A 17640-nucleotide genomic window follows, 5' to 3' on the forward strand; every position below is an offset into this window, starting at 1 on the left:
CTCGCTCACGCTAGCCACTCCTCGGGCTTCGTGTCGTAGTCCACGTCGTCTGCCGCCAGGTGTTCGACGGCCTCCCAGGGAACGTCCTCGACCGTCACCCGCTCGCCGTCGTACCGAATCCGTTTGCCCGTTTCGCTCGGCTCCGGTTCGCGGTTTCGTCGCTTGGCCACTTCGATGTCGTGATCGTCGACCTCCTTGACGATCGTGAGCAGGTTCACCGGCCGCCCCCACAACTCGAAGACGCGCTCGAGGGTCGCTGTCGCCTGTTCGACGTCGAGCATCACGCCGTTGTACTGGTGGCCCAACAGGAGCTCGTTCGCGTTGTCGTAGTTCCCGTCGTACACCGCAATCGTGGGCTTGCCGAAGTTGGTGAACTGCAAAAGCAGCTTCTTCTTGACGTCCTCGGCGTCGATGCTCGAGACGTGGTATTGGCCGGTGGCCCTGGAGTACTCGTAGGTGAAGTAGTCGTTCTCGGTGATGAACTCCTGGGTGAGGTACTCATCGAGGAACGTGACGTCGTTGTGGCTCTCGCGGATGTCGTACATTCGATCCCAGCCAGCGGTATAGGAGACGGCCTCGAGCGCCTCCTCGACTGACTCGTACCGGGCATCGTCGAACAGGTAGCGGCCGATCGACTCGAGATCGTTCTGGCTGACCCGACCGAGGAAGCCACGGTTCTGGGGTTTGACCAGTGAGTAGTGCCGGCGGGCCAGCCCCTCGTACGTCAACACCTTCCAGGGGTAGCGGTCGACGTCGATCTCTCCCGCCTGGGCGGCTTCGAGCGATCCCCGGTCGATCCAGGTCTCCGGCACCGATTCGAGTGCGTCCAGCGTCTCGGAACCGATCGAGGCCAGGGCAGCAGGTGCCTCGAGCGTCTTCATGACGGCATCGAAATCGACGACGTCGTCGAGGTTTCGCCAGGAGATTCCCTCGACACGAAGCAGGTGCTCGAGAACCTCACGCCGGTTCGTGGTGTTCTCGACGTACTCCCACAGCGCCATGCCGAGGCTGTAGGGATTCAGCCCCCGCGAGGCCAGCACCTTCGCCATGTGATCGGCGTAGTTGAGGAACTCGTTGGTGCCCGCGAACGCCTCGTCGCTCATCATCGTCGACTCCCAGTAAGCCGCCCACCCCTCGTTCATCACCTTCGTCATCTTCTGGGCCGCGAAGTAGTAGGCTTCCGCGCGCATCATATCGAGGACGTCGCGCTGCCACTCATCCATCTCGCGGGCCTTTCCCGTCTCTGGGTCGAATTGCTTGCCGTACTCACGGACGAACGCCAGCACGTCCGACTGTGGCTCGGCCGGGAACTCGGAGATCCCGTCGTCGGCCTCCATCCGTTCGAGCCACTCCTCGTCGAACACCTCGGCTTTGACCTCCGCGGAGAGGCCGAGTTCGTCCAGTTTCTCGGCGATGTCGTCGTCGAGGCCGTCCTCGCCCCTCTCGAGTTCGAGTCGCCGCTCGAAGACAGCGTGTTGATCGATGGTGTCCTCGAGTACCAGTGCGTTGTCGATCCACTTTTCGACCTCGGCCCGATCGATCTCCGGGTCGGCCATGTACTCGCCGATAGCGCGGGCGTGGCGCTCGAGCATCGCCGCGGCGTTGACCGCGTCCTGGTCGGCGCTCGCGCCGGTAAATAGCCCGAACCAGTCGTTGTTGGCAAAGAAGTCCGAGTGTGCCTCGACGTGGGTGATGACGGCCTTCTGGTCGGCCATCGTGTTCGACTCCTGGAGGAACGCGTGGGACGGGTTGTCGTTGTTGACGATCTCGAAGGCCTTGCCGCCGCCGTACTGTCCCTGTTTACGCTGGCGGTCGTACTGCATCCCCCACCGCCAGTGGGGGTACCGCGACTGGAACCCGCCGTAGGCGATGAGTTCGTTCATCTCGTCGTAGTCGACGATCCAGTACTTGACCGGGTAGGGCTCGAGCCCCAGTTTTGTCGCGAGGTTTCGAGCCTCGATAACCGGCTCCTCGAGGTTGGTGGCAATCGCCTGTTTGCGGAATCGGTCTGCGTTACTCACGGTGCTCACCTCGTTCGTTCGAAACGCGGTATTGGGGTTCGTTATGCATCGGACTCACCTGCCTCGGTGCTGAGAATTCGGTAGATCGCGTCGGTCACATCTTCCGCTGAGTTGACGTATGCAACGGCGACGTCGTCGCCGTCGGTACCGAAGTGACGCTCGAGCTCCTCTGCGTGGGTCGCATTGATCGCGTTCCCGCTGGGCTGCGTTTCGACGTAGGCGTGGAGGTTCGCCGGAATCGACTCCATCAGCGGGATCACGTTCTCCTCGGTGTCGTTGCTCGAGTTCTCGGAGTCGCCGGCAGCGAAGACGTAGCGGTTCCAGTCTCTCCAGGGGTACTCCTCGAGCAGTTCCGCGGCGAGTTCGTAGGCGCTGGAGATGCGAGTGCCGCCGCCGCTTCGGATGCCGAAGAACTCCTCGCGTTCGACCGCCCACGCCTCGGCGTCGTGGGCGATGTAGATGAACTCGGCGTTGTCATATTTCCCCGTCAGGTACCAGTCCAGCGGGGTGAACGTGCGCTCGACGAGTTCGCGCTTTTTCTCCCGCATCGAACCGGAGACGTCGCGAATGTTGACGACGACGACGTTCTTCTCTTTCTCCTCGATGATCTCGGGGTAGCGGTACCGCTCGTCCTCGCGTCGGAACGGCACGTGCCTGATCCCATCCCGGCGGATCTGCTGGTGGATCGTCTCGCGCTCGACGTTCGCCTCTACCTCCTCGATCGACGACCACTTACCCCGCTCGTCGGCCATCTCCTCGTGGGCCTCCTCGATCCATGCCATCGACACAGGTAGGCTCTCACCTCGCGCCCACTCGAACACCTCACGTGGGGTAATTCCCTCGACGGCACAGACCTCGCGGACGAACTCCTCGTCGAAGTCCATCGTGAGCTTTCGCTTGAGTCCCTCCTTGAACATCCGTTCGAAATCGAGGGTGCTGTCCGGGCCGGATCGCGTCAGATCCGTGTACGGCCCTTCCTTTTCCTCGATCACCCGTTTACCCTTGGGCTCGAGGTCGAGGCCCAGTTCTTCGTCCAGTTCCTGGGCGAACTCCTCGGGATCCATCTCGTAGTACTCGTGGTCGCCGCCCTCTTCGCCGGGTTCACCGTCCTCGCCGTCCCCGTCACCTGGCCGGGGCTGTGGCTGGCCGACCGGCTGGCCGACGTCCGGCGTCCCGCCGTCGCCTTGACCGACTCCGCCCTGATCGCGCTGGTCGTACTCGAAACCCGGAAGTGAGACGATCTTGACGGGGATTCGGATGTCGTCGTTGCTACCGCCGCTCAAATCGCCGTACTGGATGAACTCCGATAGATCCTCGCGGCGCTGTTCTCCCACTTCGCGGAATCGCTCGAGATCGTCTCTCAGTCCCATGAGCGTCCCTCCATTCCATCCGTTCCCTCCGTTAGTTCCATCGGTAGCTCACCTGTCCCATGACGTGTCGGCTGGTCAGTTCCGCGGAGGCGGGCGAGTAGTCGAATTCGTCGATCAGACACTCGACTGTCGCCGCTTTGACGGCCGCGGTTTCGGTACCGCTCGGCGGATCGTCCCACTGGCGTGGATCGAGGTCGTCGAACGTCCGCTTTACGTCGTCCCAGTCGTGGGTCTCCAGGACGTTCTTGATCACCGGAATCGAGGCCAGGTCGACGTCCTGGACGGAGAAGTCTTCGTCGCGCTGTTCCCAGGCGTGGCGGTTGAGTGCGGTGATGACCTTCTCCTGACGGAACTGTCTGACGCTCTCTCGAGGCAGGTTCGACTCGTAGGCTTCCTCGGAGAACCGCCCGAGGTGTTCGACCTCGAAGAGCTTCATCTTCAGCGGATCCGGATCGATCTCCTCGCCCCGGTCGTTGTACAGCGCTTCGCCGGTTTCCCAGGCGTAGACGTGTTCGACGTACTCGGCGACGGTCGCCTCGTCGACGCGGCGGTCGTGCATGATCGCCTCGATGACGTCGGCCTCCTGCTGGTCGTAGACGTAGTTTTTCACCGGAACCACCCGGTTTTCGAACTCCGATCGCTCGCCCGTCGAAAAGACCGGTGCCTCCGACAGCCCCTCCGCCATCGCGTTCAGGACGTCGCGGGGCATGACCACGTCTTCGACCGGAAGTTCGGGATGGTGGCGGTCACGCTCGTGCTGAAGGAGATCAGCCAGCGTGTCTCGGGTAAAGGTGACTGGAATCCCGTGTTCGCCGTCGTGACTCTGTTCGTCGAACTCGAACTCGTCTTTCTCGCGTCGGTTGTCGCCCTCCTGCAGGTACCCTTGATCGTACAGTAACGCCTTGTCGATCAGGTCGAGTTCGGCCGGCGTCGACTCCTCGTCCAACCGCGTCACGACGGCGTACATCGCCGCAGCCTCGAGCGCGTGCGGCGCAAACTCACGCTCACGAAGCCGGCCGTCGTCATCTTTGATCATCACCGTTACTGGTGCGCGTATCTCGTCGGCGACGGCTTCGTGGTCGCCGTCCCAGACGGTCGTCTCGCCGGTCAACTCCCGGCGAATCAACTGCGTCTCGAGGCTCAGGTTCGTCAGATAGCCGAACACGTGCTTGTCCAGCCGACGTTTCAGTGCCTTCAGCGGATCCATCCCGTTGCGATCGGCGTGCTGGTTGAGCTGGGCCTCGAGGTCGGGGTTCGAAATGATGAGCAACTGGGTATCGATGTCCATGACGATTCCCTTGTCGAGTTTGACGGCCCGCTCGTCGGGTACGTTGAGCAGTTTCTGAAGCAAGTCCGCGTGCTGGGCAGCGTCCTCGACGACCGTGAGGACACCGTTGCCCTGCGAAAGGACGCCATCGTAGCTGAACGCCTGCGGGTTCTTCCGCCCGCGTGAGTCGAGTTCCTGGAGCATGCCGTGCATCCAGGAACCGACCAGTCGCTCCTTCGGCCGACCGTCGTCTTCGGCGTGGAGCACGCCGATGCCCGACCCGACGTCGACGACGTAGTTTTTCACCCGAAGGTGACTGTCGTCGGTGATCGCCGAAAACAGCCCGTCCGTCCCCTGACGTCGGTACTGTTCCTCGAGGTAGGCGTACGCTTCTCGCGAGAACGGATCGAGAGTGGAGTCGATGCTGATTGGGATGTGATCGTCGAGTCGACCGTTTAGTTCCTCGAGAAGCTCCGTACGAACCGATTCCGGGAATACCGCGAACGGATGGACGTGTACGGGGCTCTCGTACCAGTTATCGTCGGTATCGGAGGTAGGGTTCCCACCGTAGCTCAGCCCCCGCTCGCCGGGATCGGTCGCACTGACGTTCCATTCGACGGTGTAACGCCGACCGCCGGGCGTCTTCGAGTACTCGCGGAGTCCGTTTATCAGACACCGCTTGAGTTCGGATTTCCCCGTTGCGGTTGGCCCCTCGAACCAGATGATCTTCTCGTCTTTGGCTCGACCGGCCGCGATCGAACGGAGGTCGTCGACGAACGCGTTCAACACGTCCGTATTGCCCAGTATCGCGTGCTGGCCGTCGTTGAACGGATCGTCGAAGAAGCGGTAGCGCTGTTTCTCTTCGCCCTCTTCGACGACCGTCCGAGTTCCGGATGCCTCGATCGCCTCGAGTAAGTACTTCGATGCGTGAGAGGCCGTCGTCGGACGTTCGAAGACGCGGTCGACGTACGTCGCGAGGCTCATTGGCTCCTCGTAGGTGTCCTCGAGGCGACGGTCAGCCGCGTCCACGTAGTCGGTTCCGCGCATATTAGTCCTCAATCTCGGCTTTTGCCACCTCCGCACCGGCGAACTCGAGGACTTCCTTCGCGCCGCCCTCGGAGTAGCCCTGTTCCATCAGCGCGTCTATCCAGGCGCTGCGCTCGTCGTCGTCGTACTCGTTCGCGCTCACGAGCGCCGAGAAGTTGATGTTGTGTTTCTTGTCCTCCCAGAGTTTCCGCTCGAGGGCGCGGCGCAGGCGCTCGTTGTCCTGCGGGTTGAACGTGTCCCCTTCCCGGGCGCGCCGAGAGACCCAGTTCGAGACCTCCTGGCGGAAGTCGTTCTTTCGATCCTCGGGGACGTTGAGTTTCTCCTCGACCGAACGCAGGAACGTCTCGTCGGGCTCTTGTTCGCGACCGGTCAGAGAGTCCTCGATCGTGTCGTCGTCTATGTAGGCCATGACGTGATCCATGTACTTCTCGCCCTGGCGCTGGATCTCGTCGACGTCGTAGGCGAGGGCGTGGCGAACGTCCTCGATGGCGCGCTCGCGGTACTCCTCGCGAACGGTCTCGAGGTAGCGGTAGTAGCGCTCGAAGTTCTCCTCGGGGATCGAGCCGTGGTGCTCTAAGTTCTCCTCGAAGAAGTTGAACACCGTCAGCGGCGAGAGGAAGCCCCGCGACCGATGTTTCGAGTCCATGATGGCTTCGGCGATCTCGTCGCCGATGAATCGGGGGGAGACACCGACCATCCCCTCGCCGATCTCGGCCTTCCCTGCGGCCTCCTCGCGGAGTTTTTTGATGTCGATGTCGTCGCCCTCGTCGATCTCGCCGTTGTAGGCTTTCGCCTTCGAGAGCAGGTCGACCGTCTCGGCGTCGGGTTCTTCCACGCGGGTCAACACCGCGAACAGCCCCGCCATCTCGAGGGTGTGAGGTTCGACGTTGATGTCGGGGACGTCCGCGTTGGTGAGCATTTTCTGGTAGATTTGTGCCTCTTGCTCGTAGGCGAGAACGTACGGGAAGTCGATCCGTTTCGTCCGGTCGTTGAACGCCTCCATCTTCTCGTCGCCCTTCTTGTCCTTGTACTCGGGCATGTTAGTCCGGCCGACGATCACCTGGTCGATGTCGATCCGTGGGTTGTTCTTTGGCTTGATCGTCATCTCCTGGGTCGCGTGCAGGAAGTCGTAGAGGAACTCCCGCTGGAGCTTCAGGAGCTCTTCACCGCTGAAAATACCCCTGTTCGCGTTACAGAACGCGCCGGAATAGTCAAACGCCCGTGGATCACTCTCACCGTAAATCGCAATTTTCGAGTAGTTGACGTCGCCCGTCAACTCGGTCTCGTCCTGATTTTTCTTGTCCTTGGGTTCGAACGTCTCGAGACACTGGCGTTTGTTCTCGTCGGCGACCAGCCGAACGATCTCGACGTGGTTCTCGAGCACTTGCTGGAGGTCGTCGTCGTAGTGCGCGAGCAATCGATCCATGTAGAACTCGCTCTCGGGATCGAGGCTCTGTTCGTTCCGGATCGTGTACGGTGCATCGAGTCGCTCGTTCAGGTCGTCGAGTACGCGCTGGCGTTGCTCGAGCGGGAGCAAGACGAGTGGATCCTGACTCATCGGAGAACGAACCGTATCGTCAGTTGGATCCTGATCACGGATGACGTCACCCAGGTTGATCCACTGGAAGGTGTACATTCGCCCCTCCTCGCGGAGGGTGTAGTCCTCGAAGTACTTTCGCACCTGTTTGTCGAAGTGTGATTTGCCGGAGCCAACCGGCCCGAGGAGCAGTTTGATCCGGCGTTCGGGCCCTAATCGCCGGGCACCGGATTTGACCTTGTTGACGAATTCGTGGATGGACTGGTGGATGACCGTCCCGTAGAAGGTGTTCTCGCCGTCGCCGAGTGGATCCTCGGAGGCGAGTAGGTACTCGACGACGCCTTCGGTCTCGTCGTAGGCGGTGCCATAAAAGTCGAACATGTCTGCGACGCGCTGGTGGGCGTTTCGCGTGATCGTCGGATCCGCGTAACACGCCTCCAGATACCACTCGAACGATCGCGTCTCCCGCAAGTCTTCGGGCATCGATGCTTTGTAATCGGTACTGAGCGTCTCGAGCGTCTTGATGTCACCAGTCATGGTAGCGTAGGTTTCAGGGGAGCCCCACAGCCAGAGTCCCACCTGTACTTTGTCGGCAATCCACGACCGAGAACCCATAACCCGGCCGTGCGGAGGAGCGATCGACGATTTCCGTGCCGTGCACTCGTTGGTATCGGGCGAACGAACGAAGTCGTTCGGGCGGCAATCGTAGGGTCTGTCATGTGTGAACCATCACCACTCTCGTCGACGATGTGACCCGTTCGCCACATGTATCGACAGTGCGCCGGGGACGGGCGCGAAGTGGATCGATCCGCCGATCGGATTCCGATAGTGTTTAATGAGTGTGTATCACAGGTACTTAAGCATATCCCTAAAAGGTATTTACCAGGAGCTTTTTCCGGCAAAATCGTTCCCGAACGATTGTATGTTAGCATGGCACGTTACAAATGTATTGCCGTCTTGCAATCAGTGCGAATCTCGCGCGCGTTACTCGAACCGCCGAACCTGGCAACAGCGCTACTCGAGCCGGAAGCGAACCCCCTATACAGCTACCACGACAATTCCCATCGATGAGCGACTTCGAGGCGCTTGCTGAGGGATGGGTGGTCTGGAGCGACCAGGACGACGGCCGCGCCGTTCTCGCGTTCCGCCCCGACGTATTCAACGCCGACGACTACCCAGCACCGTGTCTCCCGACCATCTACCTCACCCACGGGCGACGGACACGCCGACCGGGTGTCAATCCAGGCGACCGCCAGGCCGAACGCGACTGGCACGTCACGCTCTACCTCGAGCCCGAGGTTCACCTCCGGGAGACGAACCGGTTCCCGACCCGCGAAGCGGCCGTCGAGTCTGCACTCGAACTGGCTCGGCGATTCGTCACAGGAGACGTCGACTACCGCGAGCTATACCAGGTTCCCCGTGAACGGTACTTCGAGCGTCTGGACGAACTGACCGGCGGCGACGATCAAAAGTAACCCCCGGGCGGCGTTCGCCCGGGAAAAACGTACGCGAGATAGCCACGCGCATACGTCAGGAACAATCCCACGTACCCCTCCCGTTCCTGGCGACGGACGGAGGTCTCGACACGGCATTCGGTGTCCAATACGATTTCACCATTCCCCCGAAGTCGCAACGAGAGGTCGGTATCCTCGAGGAAGGCCAGCGATTCGTCGAACCCCCCCATGGCGCTCGAACGCCGTCCGTCGAACGCTACAGTTCGACCCCGGTTGCTGGACGAAGCCGAGGAGCCAACTCACCCGGTACCACCAGTCCGACAGAATTCGAAAGCAGACCCGATGGCGGAGCCCACTCTCGAGTGGATCGAGCGGGCCGCCGACGCCCACTACCTCGGGACGGCGGTAGTGTCGGCTGTGGTCACCGACCCAGGTCGGCGGGACGACAGTGTCTGCGTCGGTAAAGCAGAGGACGTCGCCGGTCGCTCGTTCCGCGCCGCTGTTTCGTGCCCACCCCGGCCCACGGGTGGGACTCGAATTCTCGCCACCGTCGGCTCGCGGAACTGGATCACGACGGCGGGGCTCACTCTTGGAGTTTGGGACGACCTCGCCTTCACACAACTCGTCCCCAAACAACTCGTCTCCACTCAACTCGTCTCCACTCAACTCGTCTTCACGCACCACCACGTCCACACGTGAATGCTCGCGTGCAACGGCCACGGTTTCCTCGCCAATGGCGACGACGATCACCTCGTTGGGCACCGTTCGCTGGTTCGCCAGCGAATTCAGCGTTCCCTCGAGCCGTTCACCCTCGTCTTTCGCCGGCACGATCACGGACGTCGTCAACGTCGTCGTCACGGTAGCGGTCTCTCGAGCGCACCGAGATAAGTCGGGGTGATCGAAGACGTTGCCACCGTCGCAACGCCCTTTGTACCCCTCTCCGTAGAACCGGCTATGCCAGCCGTGACCGTCAGCGCAGGGGCCCGCCTCCATATCGGGTTCCAGAACCTCTCGCTCGCTCGAGAGCGCCTCTACGGTGGGATTGGCGTCGGCCTTGAGCAGCCGCGGGTGATGGTGACGGCGACACCGGCGGAGACAGTCGATGTCGACGACGCCCTGGCCCACGAGTATGCGACACGGGCCGTCGAGATTCTCGACGTACCAGGCGTGGCACTCACCCTCGAGAAACGGCTCCCACGACACGTGGGCCTGGGAAGTGGTACCCAGCTCGCACTCGCCGTGCTCGCCGGGGTCGCCCGGGCCTATGGCCTCGAGGCGGCTGTGCGAGAACACGCGCCCGCCCTCGGCCGGGCCGGGCGCAGTGGCGTCGGCGTCGCGAGCTTCGAGACCGGCGGCTTCGTCGTCGATGCCGGCCATCCAACGGGCCGGTTCACGACCGAACGGCCGGCCGACGGTGACTGGACGGTTCCACCACTCGTCGCCAACCATCGACTCCCTCGAGACTGGCGGTTTCTCGTCGTCGTCCCTGAAGCTGACCCCGGGCGAAGCGGCGCTGACGAGGACGCCAGTATGCGAACTGTCGTCGACCGCGCCGACCCAGCCATCGCCGACGAGGTCGCCGGTCTCCTCACTCGTCGGCTCCTCCCGGCGGCAGCGGAGGGCCGACTCGAGGCCTTCGGCGAGGCGATATCAGCGATCGGGCAGAAAAACGGTGTCTGGTACGCCGACGTACAGGGCGGCGTGTTTCGCCCGCCTGCGGGTGCCCTCGTCGACAGCCTCTCGAGCAATCCAGTCATCACCGGCGTGGGCCAATCGTCCTGGGGGCCGGCCGTCTACGGTGTGACCGACGCGTCCCACACCGAGGAGGCGACGGCCGCTGCGGAGGCAGCGCTCCAGGAAACGGGATTCGACGGACACGTTCTCGTCTCGAGGCCAGCCGATAGCGGTGCGACGCGGACGACTCGGGGAGAAACCGGATAACGAAAACGGCGATTTCGGAGTAAACGCCACCGTTGGCGAAAACGGTGAAAACACCATAGATAGCGAAACCGACCGAAGAAAAGCTGATTACGAGCTGTTGTCGGAGAGATACAACGTCCGATCGATAATGCTCACCGCGCCACGACCCCACCTCTGAATCGCGTTCCCGTCCGCGTCGGGAATGTCGATCCTAATTCGCTGCCCGTCGATCGAAACTGACCCGTCCGGGGTCGACTCCTGATCGGCGAAGCTCTGGAGTTGATAGGTGAGCAATCGCTTCGTCGAGCCGCTGATCGAGACGGCCGCCGGATCAAACGAGAACACGACCTCCGCGTCGTCCTCGTCTTGCTCGGCGGTGACGTCGAACTGGTGGCTACTCAGCGACAGCGTCGGCGTCTCGTCGTTCAGCCCCTCGAGAGCGTCATCGACCGACATCGTCGGATCGAGTTCCTCGTCGATCGTCTCTTCGACGTCGAACGCTCCCAGCCCCTCGCTGGGTCGTGTGCCGATTCCTCGGCCACGGTGTCGTCGTTCGCTTCGTCAATGTCTTCCAAGGTTCCGTCGCTTTCGTCGCTTCCTTCCAGGCCGGTTTTGTCCCCGGTCTTCACCTCGATATCGACACCGTCGATAGTGTCGCCGGTGTCGCCAGTGTGGCTCTCTCCTTCTGCGTACGAGAGTTCCTCGAATGAGGGATCAGCTTCGGCGTCGACGACCTCGCCGGTCGACGTCTCGGAATCGGTTGTGTTGCCGGGTGCTTCCCCGGATCCGTCGCTCGAGTCGCCGCCGGTCGTGTCAGTCTCGGGGGTTTCAGTCCGCGATTCACGATCGGTTTCCGCTCGAGCCCCATCCTCCTCGGGGCCGACTGGTTCGGGAGAGTATTTGCTGTGTGCCGGTGGAGCCGCGTACACCGTCGACTCTTCAGCGTCCGATTGGTCGGAATCCAGTTCCGGTTCCGGTTCCTCGTCTGTCCCACCGGCCCCGGGTGTTTGCTCCCCGTCGGATTCAGCGTGGACGGTTCCGCCGTCTGTCCCGGCGTTAGGTTCAGCGTCATCGACGACTGCTGGGCTCTCGAGTTCGCCGGCAATCGTCGGTTCCAATGCCTCTGAAATCGCATCACGGTCGAGGTGGGTGGCGTACCAGGGCGTCCGATCCGGGGGGGGGGGGTGATGAACCGGCCGCGGTTGTGCTCGGCCATCGGGTGGGGTGTTGAATCGGCGAGGTCGTCCTCGAGCGTATCGTCCTCGAGCGTGTCGTCACCGTCGTCGGCCGTCTCTGGATCAGTGTCACCGACCTCGTCTGCATCGACAGCACCGTCCTCAGCTGTGTCGTCACCCGTCACGCCAGCAGTGTCTTCGTCGTCGCGGTCACTGTCGACGGACTGGTCGTCGACCCGTGATGCGGTGTCGTGGGCTGGCTCATGGGGAGCGTTGTCAGTGTCGGTTGGGTGGGCCTGTTCACCGGATTCGTGCTGGGGATTCTGGTGTCCGTTCACGGCGTCGGCACCAGCAGGCTGTTGTGCGTGCTGTCGTGGCTGGGCTGGCCCGTGTTCGGCACCGGAACTGATCGTGCCGCTACTCAGGTGAAGCTGGGTGCCCCCACCACCACCACCACCGACGTTCGAGAGGTTGTCGAGCGAGTACCCCATATCTGACAGATCGTCGTCGAGGGTATCCTCGAGTTTGTCGACTTTGTCCCCGACGCTCCGGGGGCCAGCGAGATGTCCCAGAGGACGATCACGGCGAAAAAGAGGAGCGCGAGGAAGACGGTCACGGCGACTCCGGCGAGGAAGTGGATGTCTACTTCGACCATAGCGGTAACTGAATTTGTAGTTTCCCGGTTACCACTTAGTGATTCGGTGCGTTTCAGTGCTCGACTCAGTTGTCGATACGCGGCTCGTCTGTGCACGGGGTTCGTCACCGGCCAACCAGCCTATGACGAGGGCAGGGATCGAACCACCGTCACGTTAACTGACCACCATACTCGAGCCCGGATACCATCTCGAACCCGTAAACGCCCTCGGGCCCGCAAACGCCTTCGAGCCCGGATACCACCTCGAGGAGCCATCGACGCACGCACTCGACACAACTCGAAAACGTATTCCACCCACCGCCGTAACGGACGGCCATGCTCACATTCATCGGTCTTGGCCTCTACAACGAGCGCTCGATCACCGTCGAGGGCCAGGCGGCGCTCCGGGCGGCCGACCGGGCCTACGCCGAGTTCTACACCAGCAAGCTGATCGGCACCACTGTCGAAGATCTCGAGGCCAACCACGGCGCCGACATCGAGGTTCGCGACCGAGCGGGGGTCGAACAGCACCCCGACGACATACTCGAGGCGGCCGAGACCGAAGACGTCGCTTTTCTCACCGCTGGAGACACCATGATCTCGACGACCCACGTCGACCTGCGCCTGCGGGCTCACGAACGGGAGATCGAGACGCGTGTGATCCACGGCGTCACCGCCCAGACGGCGACCAGTTCGCTCACCGGCCTCCAGAACTACCGCTTCGGGAAGGCGACCACCCTGCCGTTCCCCTACGCTCACGGGGCCGACGGCCTCCCGGCGAGCGTCACGAACACTATCGACGATAACCGCGAGGCGAACCTCCACACGGTCGTCTACCTGGACATCAAGGCCGACCGGGAAGAGTACATGACCGCCGATGTCGCCGCGGATCTCCTCGCCGAGCAGTACCCGGATCTCGTCGGCGTCGTCGTCGCCCGGGCTGGCAGCCCCGATCCACTCGTCGCCGCGGGAACGATGACCGATCTCGCCACCAAGGAGTTCGGCGACCCGCTGCACCTGCTCGTGATCCCCGGCGAACTCCACCTGCTCGAGGCCGACGCCCTCTGTGAACTGGCCGGCGCGGATCGAGACACTCTCGAGATCGCCTGATTCGACACCGTTTGTATGACCGATCACGACGAAACAGTAGACCGATTACTGGGCCTCAAGCCAGGCGTCGTCTCAATCGTCGATCACGAGTCGGCGTGGGCCGATGCTGCGGCGGCCGAACTCGATCGGCTCGAGTCTCGGTTTGCGAAGGCGAACGTCGACGAGCAGGTACGCGGATACGAACACGTCGGCTCGACCGCGGTTCCAGGCCTCTCCGCCAAGCCGATCCTGGATCTGCTCGTGGTGGTCGACGATATCGAGGCCACCACTGTTTTGCAACCCGAACTCGAGTCGATGGACTACGAACGTCGACCGAACGACGACGTCCCGGATCGCGCGTTTTTCGCGAAGGGGCCGGCGTCCAACCGCACTCACTACCTCTCTATCACACCTGTGGGAAGCGACTGCCACCGCGAACAGGTCGTCCTCCGGGACTTTTTGCGCGACAATCCGGTGGCCGCCAAGCGCTACGAACGACACAAACGCCACCTCGCGGCGACCCATGCCGACGATCGGAACACGTACACCGCACGGAAGGCGTCCGTGATCGATGAGCTGCTCGAGCAAGCCGTAGCAGCTGGCTACGAGCTCGAAGAGCGGTAGGTGGTCGGAGAACGGTATCGTGCTGCTGCGCAGACCTTACAGTCGGTCGATGACCGCACCGGTCACGTCCGCCGTCGACGCGTCGCCACCCAGGTCGGGCGTCCGTGGGCCGGATTCGAGGACAGATTCGACGGCCATTCGAACCGCCGAACCTTCCTCGTCGTGACCGAGGTACTCGAGCAGCATCGCCGCCGAGAGCACGGCTGCGGCGGGGTTCGCGACGCCATCCCCGGCGATGTCCGGGGCAGTTCCGTGAACCGGTTCGAACAGCGCGCGTTCGGGGCCGACATTCGCGCTCGGGAGCAACCCGAGGCCGCCGACGAGGCCGGCCGCCAGATCGGAGAGGACGTCGCCGGCGAGATTCGGACAGACGACCACGTCGAACTGGGTCGGGTCAAGGCAGACGTGGGTTGCGAAGGCGTCCATCAACACCTCGTTCGTTTCGAGGCCGTGGTCGTCGGCGACGTCGACGACGGCGTCGCGGAATCGGCCGTCGGTCTCGCGCATCACGTTCGCCTTGTGGACGACCGTAAAGCCCTCGAGGCCGCGGTCGTCGACAAAGTCGCAGGCGTATTCCGCGAGTCGGCGCGAGGCCGAGTCGGTGACGACGCGGGTGAGCGTCGAGAGGTCGTCGCTCAGCCGATCCTCGTGGCCTGCGTAGACGCCCTCGGTATTCTCCCGCAGGAAGACGAGATCCGTCTCGGGGCGAACCGCATCGATCCCCGGGTAGGCCTTCGCGGGTCGGACGTTGACGAACGAGTCCACGGCTGTTCGAAGCGGGAGGATGACGTCCGCCGCCGTCTCGCCCGCGGCACCGAAGAGCGTGGCGTCGCTCGAGGCCGCGAGGTCGTACGTCTCCTGGGGCAACGCCTGGCCGGTCTCGGCCAGGACGGCGTCGCCGGCATCGGCCTCGTGGAACACGAAATCGATATCGAGGGACTCGAGCACGTCGACTGCGGCCGGCGTCACTTCCTGTCCGATGCCGTCGCCGGGGATGACGGCGATATCGTAGTCGCTCATCGGCTACCTCCACGGGCTTCGATCGTGTCGATCGTGCCGACCATGCTGGTTCGCCAGTTCGTACTGGGCATCCCGATCATACCCGTTTCCCGTCCTCCACGTACGGCAGGCGCTCGGCCGTCTCTCGAACGGCGTCCGCGTTGGCCTTCATCAGCGCCGTCGTGTCCCAGACGCCCTCGACGAGTGCCTTCCGCTGGGCGTCGTCGACGGAAACGTCGACGGTCGTCCCGCCGTAGGTAACCGTCTCGCCCGGTACGTCGATCTCGATCTCGCCGTCGGAATTATCTTCGACCCAGTCCTGGAGTGCTTCGACGGTTTTGGTATCGGCCTCGAGCGTCGGGATACCGAGCGCGAGGCAGTTCCCTGCGAAAATCTCGGCGAAGCTCTCGCCCACGAGTGCGTCGATTCCCCAGCGCATGAGCGCCTGCGGCGCGTGTTCGCGCGAGGAGCCACACCCGAAGTTGGCGTTGACGACCATTACCGAGGCGTCCCGATGGGCCTGTTCGTTCAACGGATGATCCTTTTCGGTATCGTCATCATCGAATCGCTGATCGAAGAACGCGAACTCGCCCAGGCCGTCGAACGTGACGACTTTCATGAACCGAGCGGGGATGATCTGGTCGGTATCGATGTCGTTGCCGCGGATGGCGACGCCGCTTCCGGAGACCGATTCGACGCTCGGAATCTCGAGGTCGTCCGTTCCGGTCTCGTGCTCACTCATTGAGCGTCACCTCCTTCATCGCCCGTACGTCTGTGACTTCCCCGTTGATCGCCGCTGCAGCGACCATCCGGGCGTTCATGAGCACCGTCCGACCGTCCTTGCTGCCCTGGCGGCCGACGAAGTTCCGGTTCGAGGAACTCGCACAGGCTTCGTCGCCCTCGAGTTGATCCTCGTTCATGCCGAGACACATCGAACAGCCGGCACCGCGCCAGTCGAACCCGGCATCGGTGAAGATCCGATCGAGGCCTTCCGCCTCGGCGGCGGCCTTGACCCGCTGGCTGCCGGGGACGACCATCGCTCGAACGTTCGGGTCGACCTCGCGACCCTCGACGACTTTCGCGGCGCGTCGGAGATCGGGAAGTCGGGCGTTCGTACACGAGCCGAGGAAGGCGACGTCGATCGGGTAGCCCTCCATCGTCTCGCCGGGGTCGACGCGCATGTGTTCCTGGGCGCGACGGGCCGTTTCGACTTTGTCCGCGGGGAGCTCCTCGGGGTCGGGAATCGGCTCGGTGACGCCGACACCCTGGCTGGGAGTCGTCCCCCAGGTGACGACCGGCTCGAGCTCGCTCCCGTCGATCGTCACGACGTCGTCGTACTCGGCGTCCTCGTCCGATCGAATGGACTCCCAGTATTTCTTTCGCTCCTCGAAGGCCTCGCCTTCGGGGACGCGGTCGCGGCCCTCGAGCCACTCGTAGGTGGTCTCGTCGGGGTTGACGTAGCCCGCGCGAGCACCGCCCTCGATCGACATGTTGCAGATCGACATCCGCCCTTCCATGTCGAGGTTCTCGATGGCCTCGCCGGCGTACTCGTAGACGTAGCCGACGCCGCCCTCGGTACCGAGTCGGCGGATGATCTCGAGGATGACGTCCTTCGCCTCGACGCCATCAGCGAGTTCGCCGGTGACCTCGATCTTGCGAACCTTCTGTTTCTCCATCGCGACGGTTCCCGTCGCGAGCACGTCTCGAATCTGACTCGTACCGATCCCGAACGCCAGCGCGCCGAACGCGCCGTGCGTCGAGGTGTGAGAGTCCCCACAGACGATCGTCGTGCCGGGCTGGGTCAGCCCCTGCTCCGGCCCGATGACGTGGACGATGCCCTGCTCGCCAGAGTCGGGATGGGAGAACTCGATCCCCGATTCGCGAACGTTCTCCTCGAGTTCAGCCATCATCTCCTCGGCTGCCGTATCGGAGTAGGGCCGTTCCTTACTCGAGGTCGGCACGATGTGATCGACCGTCGCGTGGGTCAGGTTGGGGTAGGCGACCTCGAGGTCGCGCTCCCTGAGCATCCCGAACGCTTGCGGGCTCGTCACCTCGTGGATGAGGTGGAGGCCGACGAACAGCTGATCCTGGCCGGTCGGCAGTCGGGTGACTGTGTGTCGATCCCAGACTTTGTCGTAGAGCGTTCCTTCGCTCATTCGTCTACGTCTGCGTCTGGCTCGGCCCGTTCGCTCCCACCGCGTTCGAACACCGCGTTCGCGTCGTCGGCGTTATGTGGGGGCGTGTGGCTAACCGTTTTCATCGTTCCCGTCGCAGGCTCGTCCGATTTCACGGGCTGCTCGCCTGGCTCGACGGAGTTTGCCTCACCGCCGTCGGCGATCACGATGGGGCCGCGGTTGAACAGTTGGCCGGAGGTCTCGCCCGTGTAGGGGTTGGCGTGGCTGATCTCGCCCATCGCCGTTCGCGCTTTCGATCGGTTCTGTCGCTCGGTTTTCGTCGTTTCGTTCGAGTTCGTTTGTCGTGTCATCGTGAATTCCTCGTTATT

16 protein-coding genes are annotated in these 17640 nt (G+C 62.9%); 4 read left to right on the top strand and 12 right to left on the bottom strand.

Going from position 1 to position 17640, the window contains the following annotated elements; genetic code table 11:
* Window positions 1-5: 5 nt before the first annotated feature.
* The 4 genes from NGM68_RS15790 to NGM68_RS15805 are packed head-to-tail and all read right to left on the bottom strand — an operon-like array spanning window position 6 to window position 7779.
* Complete coding sequence (locus tag NGM68_RS15790; RefSeq protein ID WP_252699187.1) at window positions 6-2021, bottom strand: SpoVR family protein; 2016 nt, start codon at window positions 2019-2021, stop codon at window positions 6-8.
* 41 nt (window positions 2022-2062) lie between these two features.
* Entirely contained in the window at window positions 2063-3391 is a 1329-nt protein-coding gene (locus NGM68_RS15795) for a YeaH/YhbH family protein (protein ID WP_252699188.1), read from the bottom strand.
* Window positions 3392-3422: 31 nt separating this feature from the next.
* Entirely contained in the window at window positions 3423-5705 is a 2283-nt protein-coding gene (locus NGM68_RS15800; protein ID WP_252699189.1) for a PrkA family serine protein kinase, read from the bottom strand.
* 1 nt (window position 5706) lies between these two features.
* Entirely contained in the window at window positions 5707-7779 is a 2073-nt protein-coding gene (locus tag NGM68_RS15805; RefSeq protein ID WP_252699190.1) for a PrkA family serine protein kinase, read from the bottom strand.
* Between the two features lie 530 nt (window positions 7780-8309).
* On the opposite strand from NGM68_RS15805, the gene NGM68_RS15810 reads away from it, so the two are divergent.
* Window positions 8310-8717 carry a DUF5820 family protein gene (locus tag NGM68_RS15810; protein ID WP_252699191.1) on the top strand — a complete coding sequence of 136 codons (408 nt, stop codon included), beginning with the start codon at window positions 8310-8312 and terminating at the stop codon, window positions 8715-8717.
* 135 nt (window positions 8718-8852) lie between these two features.
* On the opposite strand, the gene NGM68_RS15815 is transcribed toward NGM68_RS15810, so the two are convergent.
* The gene (locus NGM68_RS15815; protein WP_252699192.1) at window positions 8853-9554 is read right to left on the bottom strand and encodes a glycosyltransferase family 2 protein; all 702 of its coding nucleotides are present in this window, start codon (window positions 9552-9554) and stop codon (window positions 8853-8855) included.
* 96 nt (window positions 9555-9650) lie between these two features.
* Here NGM68_RS15815 and NGM68_RS15820 point away from each other — a divergent pair, with 96 nt between their 5' ends.
* On the top strand, window positions 9651-10637 hold the full coding sequence (locus NGM68_RS15820; protein ID WP_252699193.1) for a beta-ribofuranosylaminobenzene 5'-phosphate synthase family protein: 987 nt from the start codon (window positions 9651-9653) through the stop codon (window positions 10635-10637).
* A gap of 87 nt (window positions 10638-10724) precedes the next feature.
* Here NGM68_RS15820 and NGM68_RS15825 read toward each other — a convergent pair whose 3' ends face one another.
* The 3 genes from NGM68_RS15825 to NGM68_RS15835 all read right to left on the bottom strand — a co-directional run bounded on the left by NGM68_RS15825 (window position 10725) and on the right by NGM68_RS15835 (window position 12446).
* On the bottom strand, window positions 10725-11072 hold the full coding sequence (locus NGM68_RS15825) for a hypothetical protein (RefSeq protein ID WP_252699194.1): 348 nt from the start codon (window positions 11070-11072) through the stop codon (window positions 10725-10727).
* Complete coding sequence (locus NGM68_RS15830) at window positions 11042-11734, bottom strand: hypothetical protein (RefSeq protein WP_252699195.1); 693 nt, start codon at window positions 11732-11734, stop codon at window positions 11042-11044. The genes NGM68_RS15825 and NGM68_RS15830 overlap by 31 nt, the downstream gene beginning before the upstream one ends.
* Window positions 11735-12212: 478 nt before the next feature.
* The gene (locus NGM68_RS15835; protein ID WP_252699196.1) at window positions 12213-12446 is read right to left on the bottom strand and encodes a hypothetical protein; all 234 of its coding nucleotides are present in this window, start codon (window positions 12444-12446) and stop codon (window positions 12213-12215) included.
* Window positions 12447-12761: 315 nt separating this feature from the next.
* Between NGM68_RS15835 and dph5 the strand changes: the two genes are divergently transcribed.
* Together dph5 and NGM68_RS15845 are read left to right on the top strand one after the other, a co-directional pair.
* Entirely contained in the window at window positions 12762-13535 is a 774-nt protein-coding gene (gene dph5, locus NGM68_RS15840; RefSeq protein ID WP_252699197.1) for a diphthine synthase, read from the top strand.
* Window positions 13536-13550: 15 nt separating this feature from the next.
* On the top strand, window positions 13551-14138 hold the full coding sequence (locus NGM68_RS15845; RefSeq protein WP_252699198.1) for a GrpB family protein: 588 nt from the start codon (window positions 13551-13553) through the stop codon (window positions 14136-14138).
* 36 nt (window positions 14139-14174) lie between these two features.
* On the opposite strand, the gene leuB is transcribed toward NGM68_RS15845, so the two are convergent.
* The 4 genes from leuB to NGM68_RS15865 form a co-directional block, all read right to left on the bottom strand.
* The gene (gene leuB / locus NGM68_RS15850) at window positions 14175-15158 is read right to left on the bottom strand and encodes a 3-isopropylmalate dehydrogenase (protein ID WP_252699199.1); all 984 of its coding nucleotides are present in this window, start codon (window positions 15156-15158) and stop codon (window positions 14175-14177) included.
* Between the two features lie 76 nt (window positions 15159-15234).
* Window positions 15235-15879, bottom strand: a complete 645-nt coding sequence (gene leuD / locus NGM68_RS15855; protein ID WP_252699200.1) for a 3-isopropylmalate dehydratase small subunit — start codon at window positions 15877-15879, stop codon at window positions 15235-15237.
* Window positions 15872-17293 carry a 3-isopropylmalate dehydratase large subunit gene (gene leuC, locus NGM68_RS15860; RefSeq protein WP_252699201.1) on the bottom strand — a complete coding sequence of 474 codons (1422 nt, stop codon included), beginning with the start codon at window positions 17291-17293 and terminating at the stop codon, window positions 15872-15874. The genes leuD and leuC overlap by 8 nt, the downstream gene beginning before the upstream one ends.
* Window positions 17290-17622, bottom strand: a complete 333-nt coding sequence (locus tag NGM68_RS15865) for a DUF7989 family protein (RefSeq protein ID WP_252699202.1) — start codon at window positions 17620-17622, stop codon at window positions 17290-17292. Before NGM68_RS15865 ends, leuC begins: the two co-directional genes overlap by 4 nt.
* Window positions 17623-17640: the final 18 nt, after the last annotated feature.

This window comes from Natronosalvus vescus (genome assembly GCF_023973145.1).
In the GTDB taxonomy this organism is placed as follows: Archaea; Halobacteriota; Halobacteria; order Halobacteriales; family Natrialbaceae; genus Natronosalvus; species Natronosalvus vescus.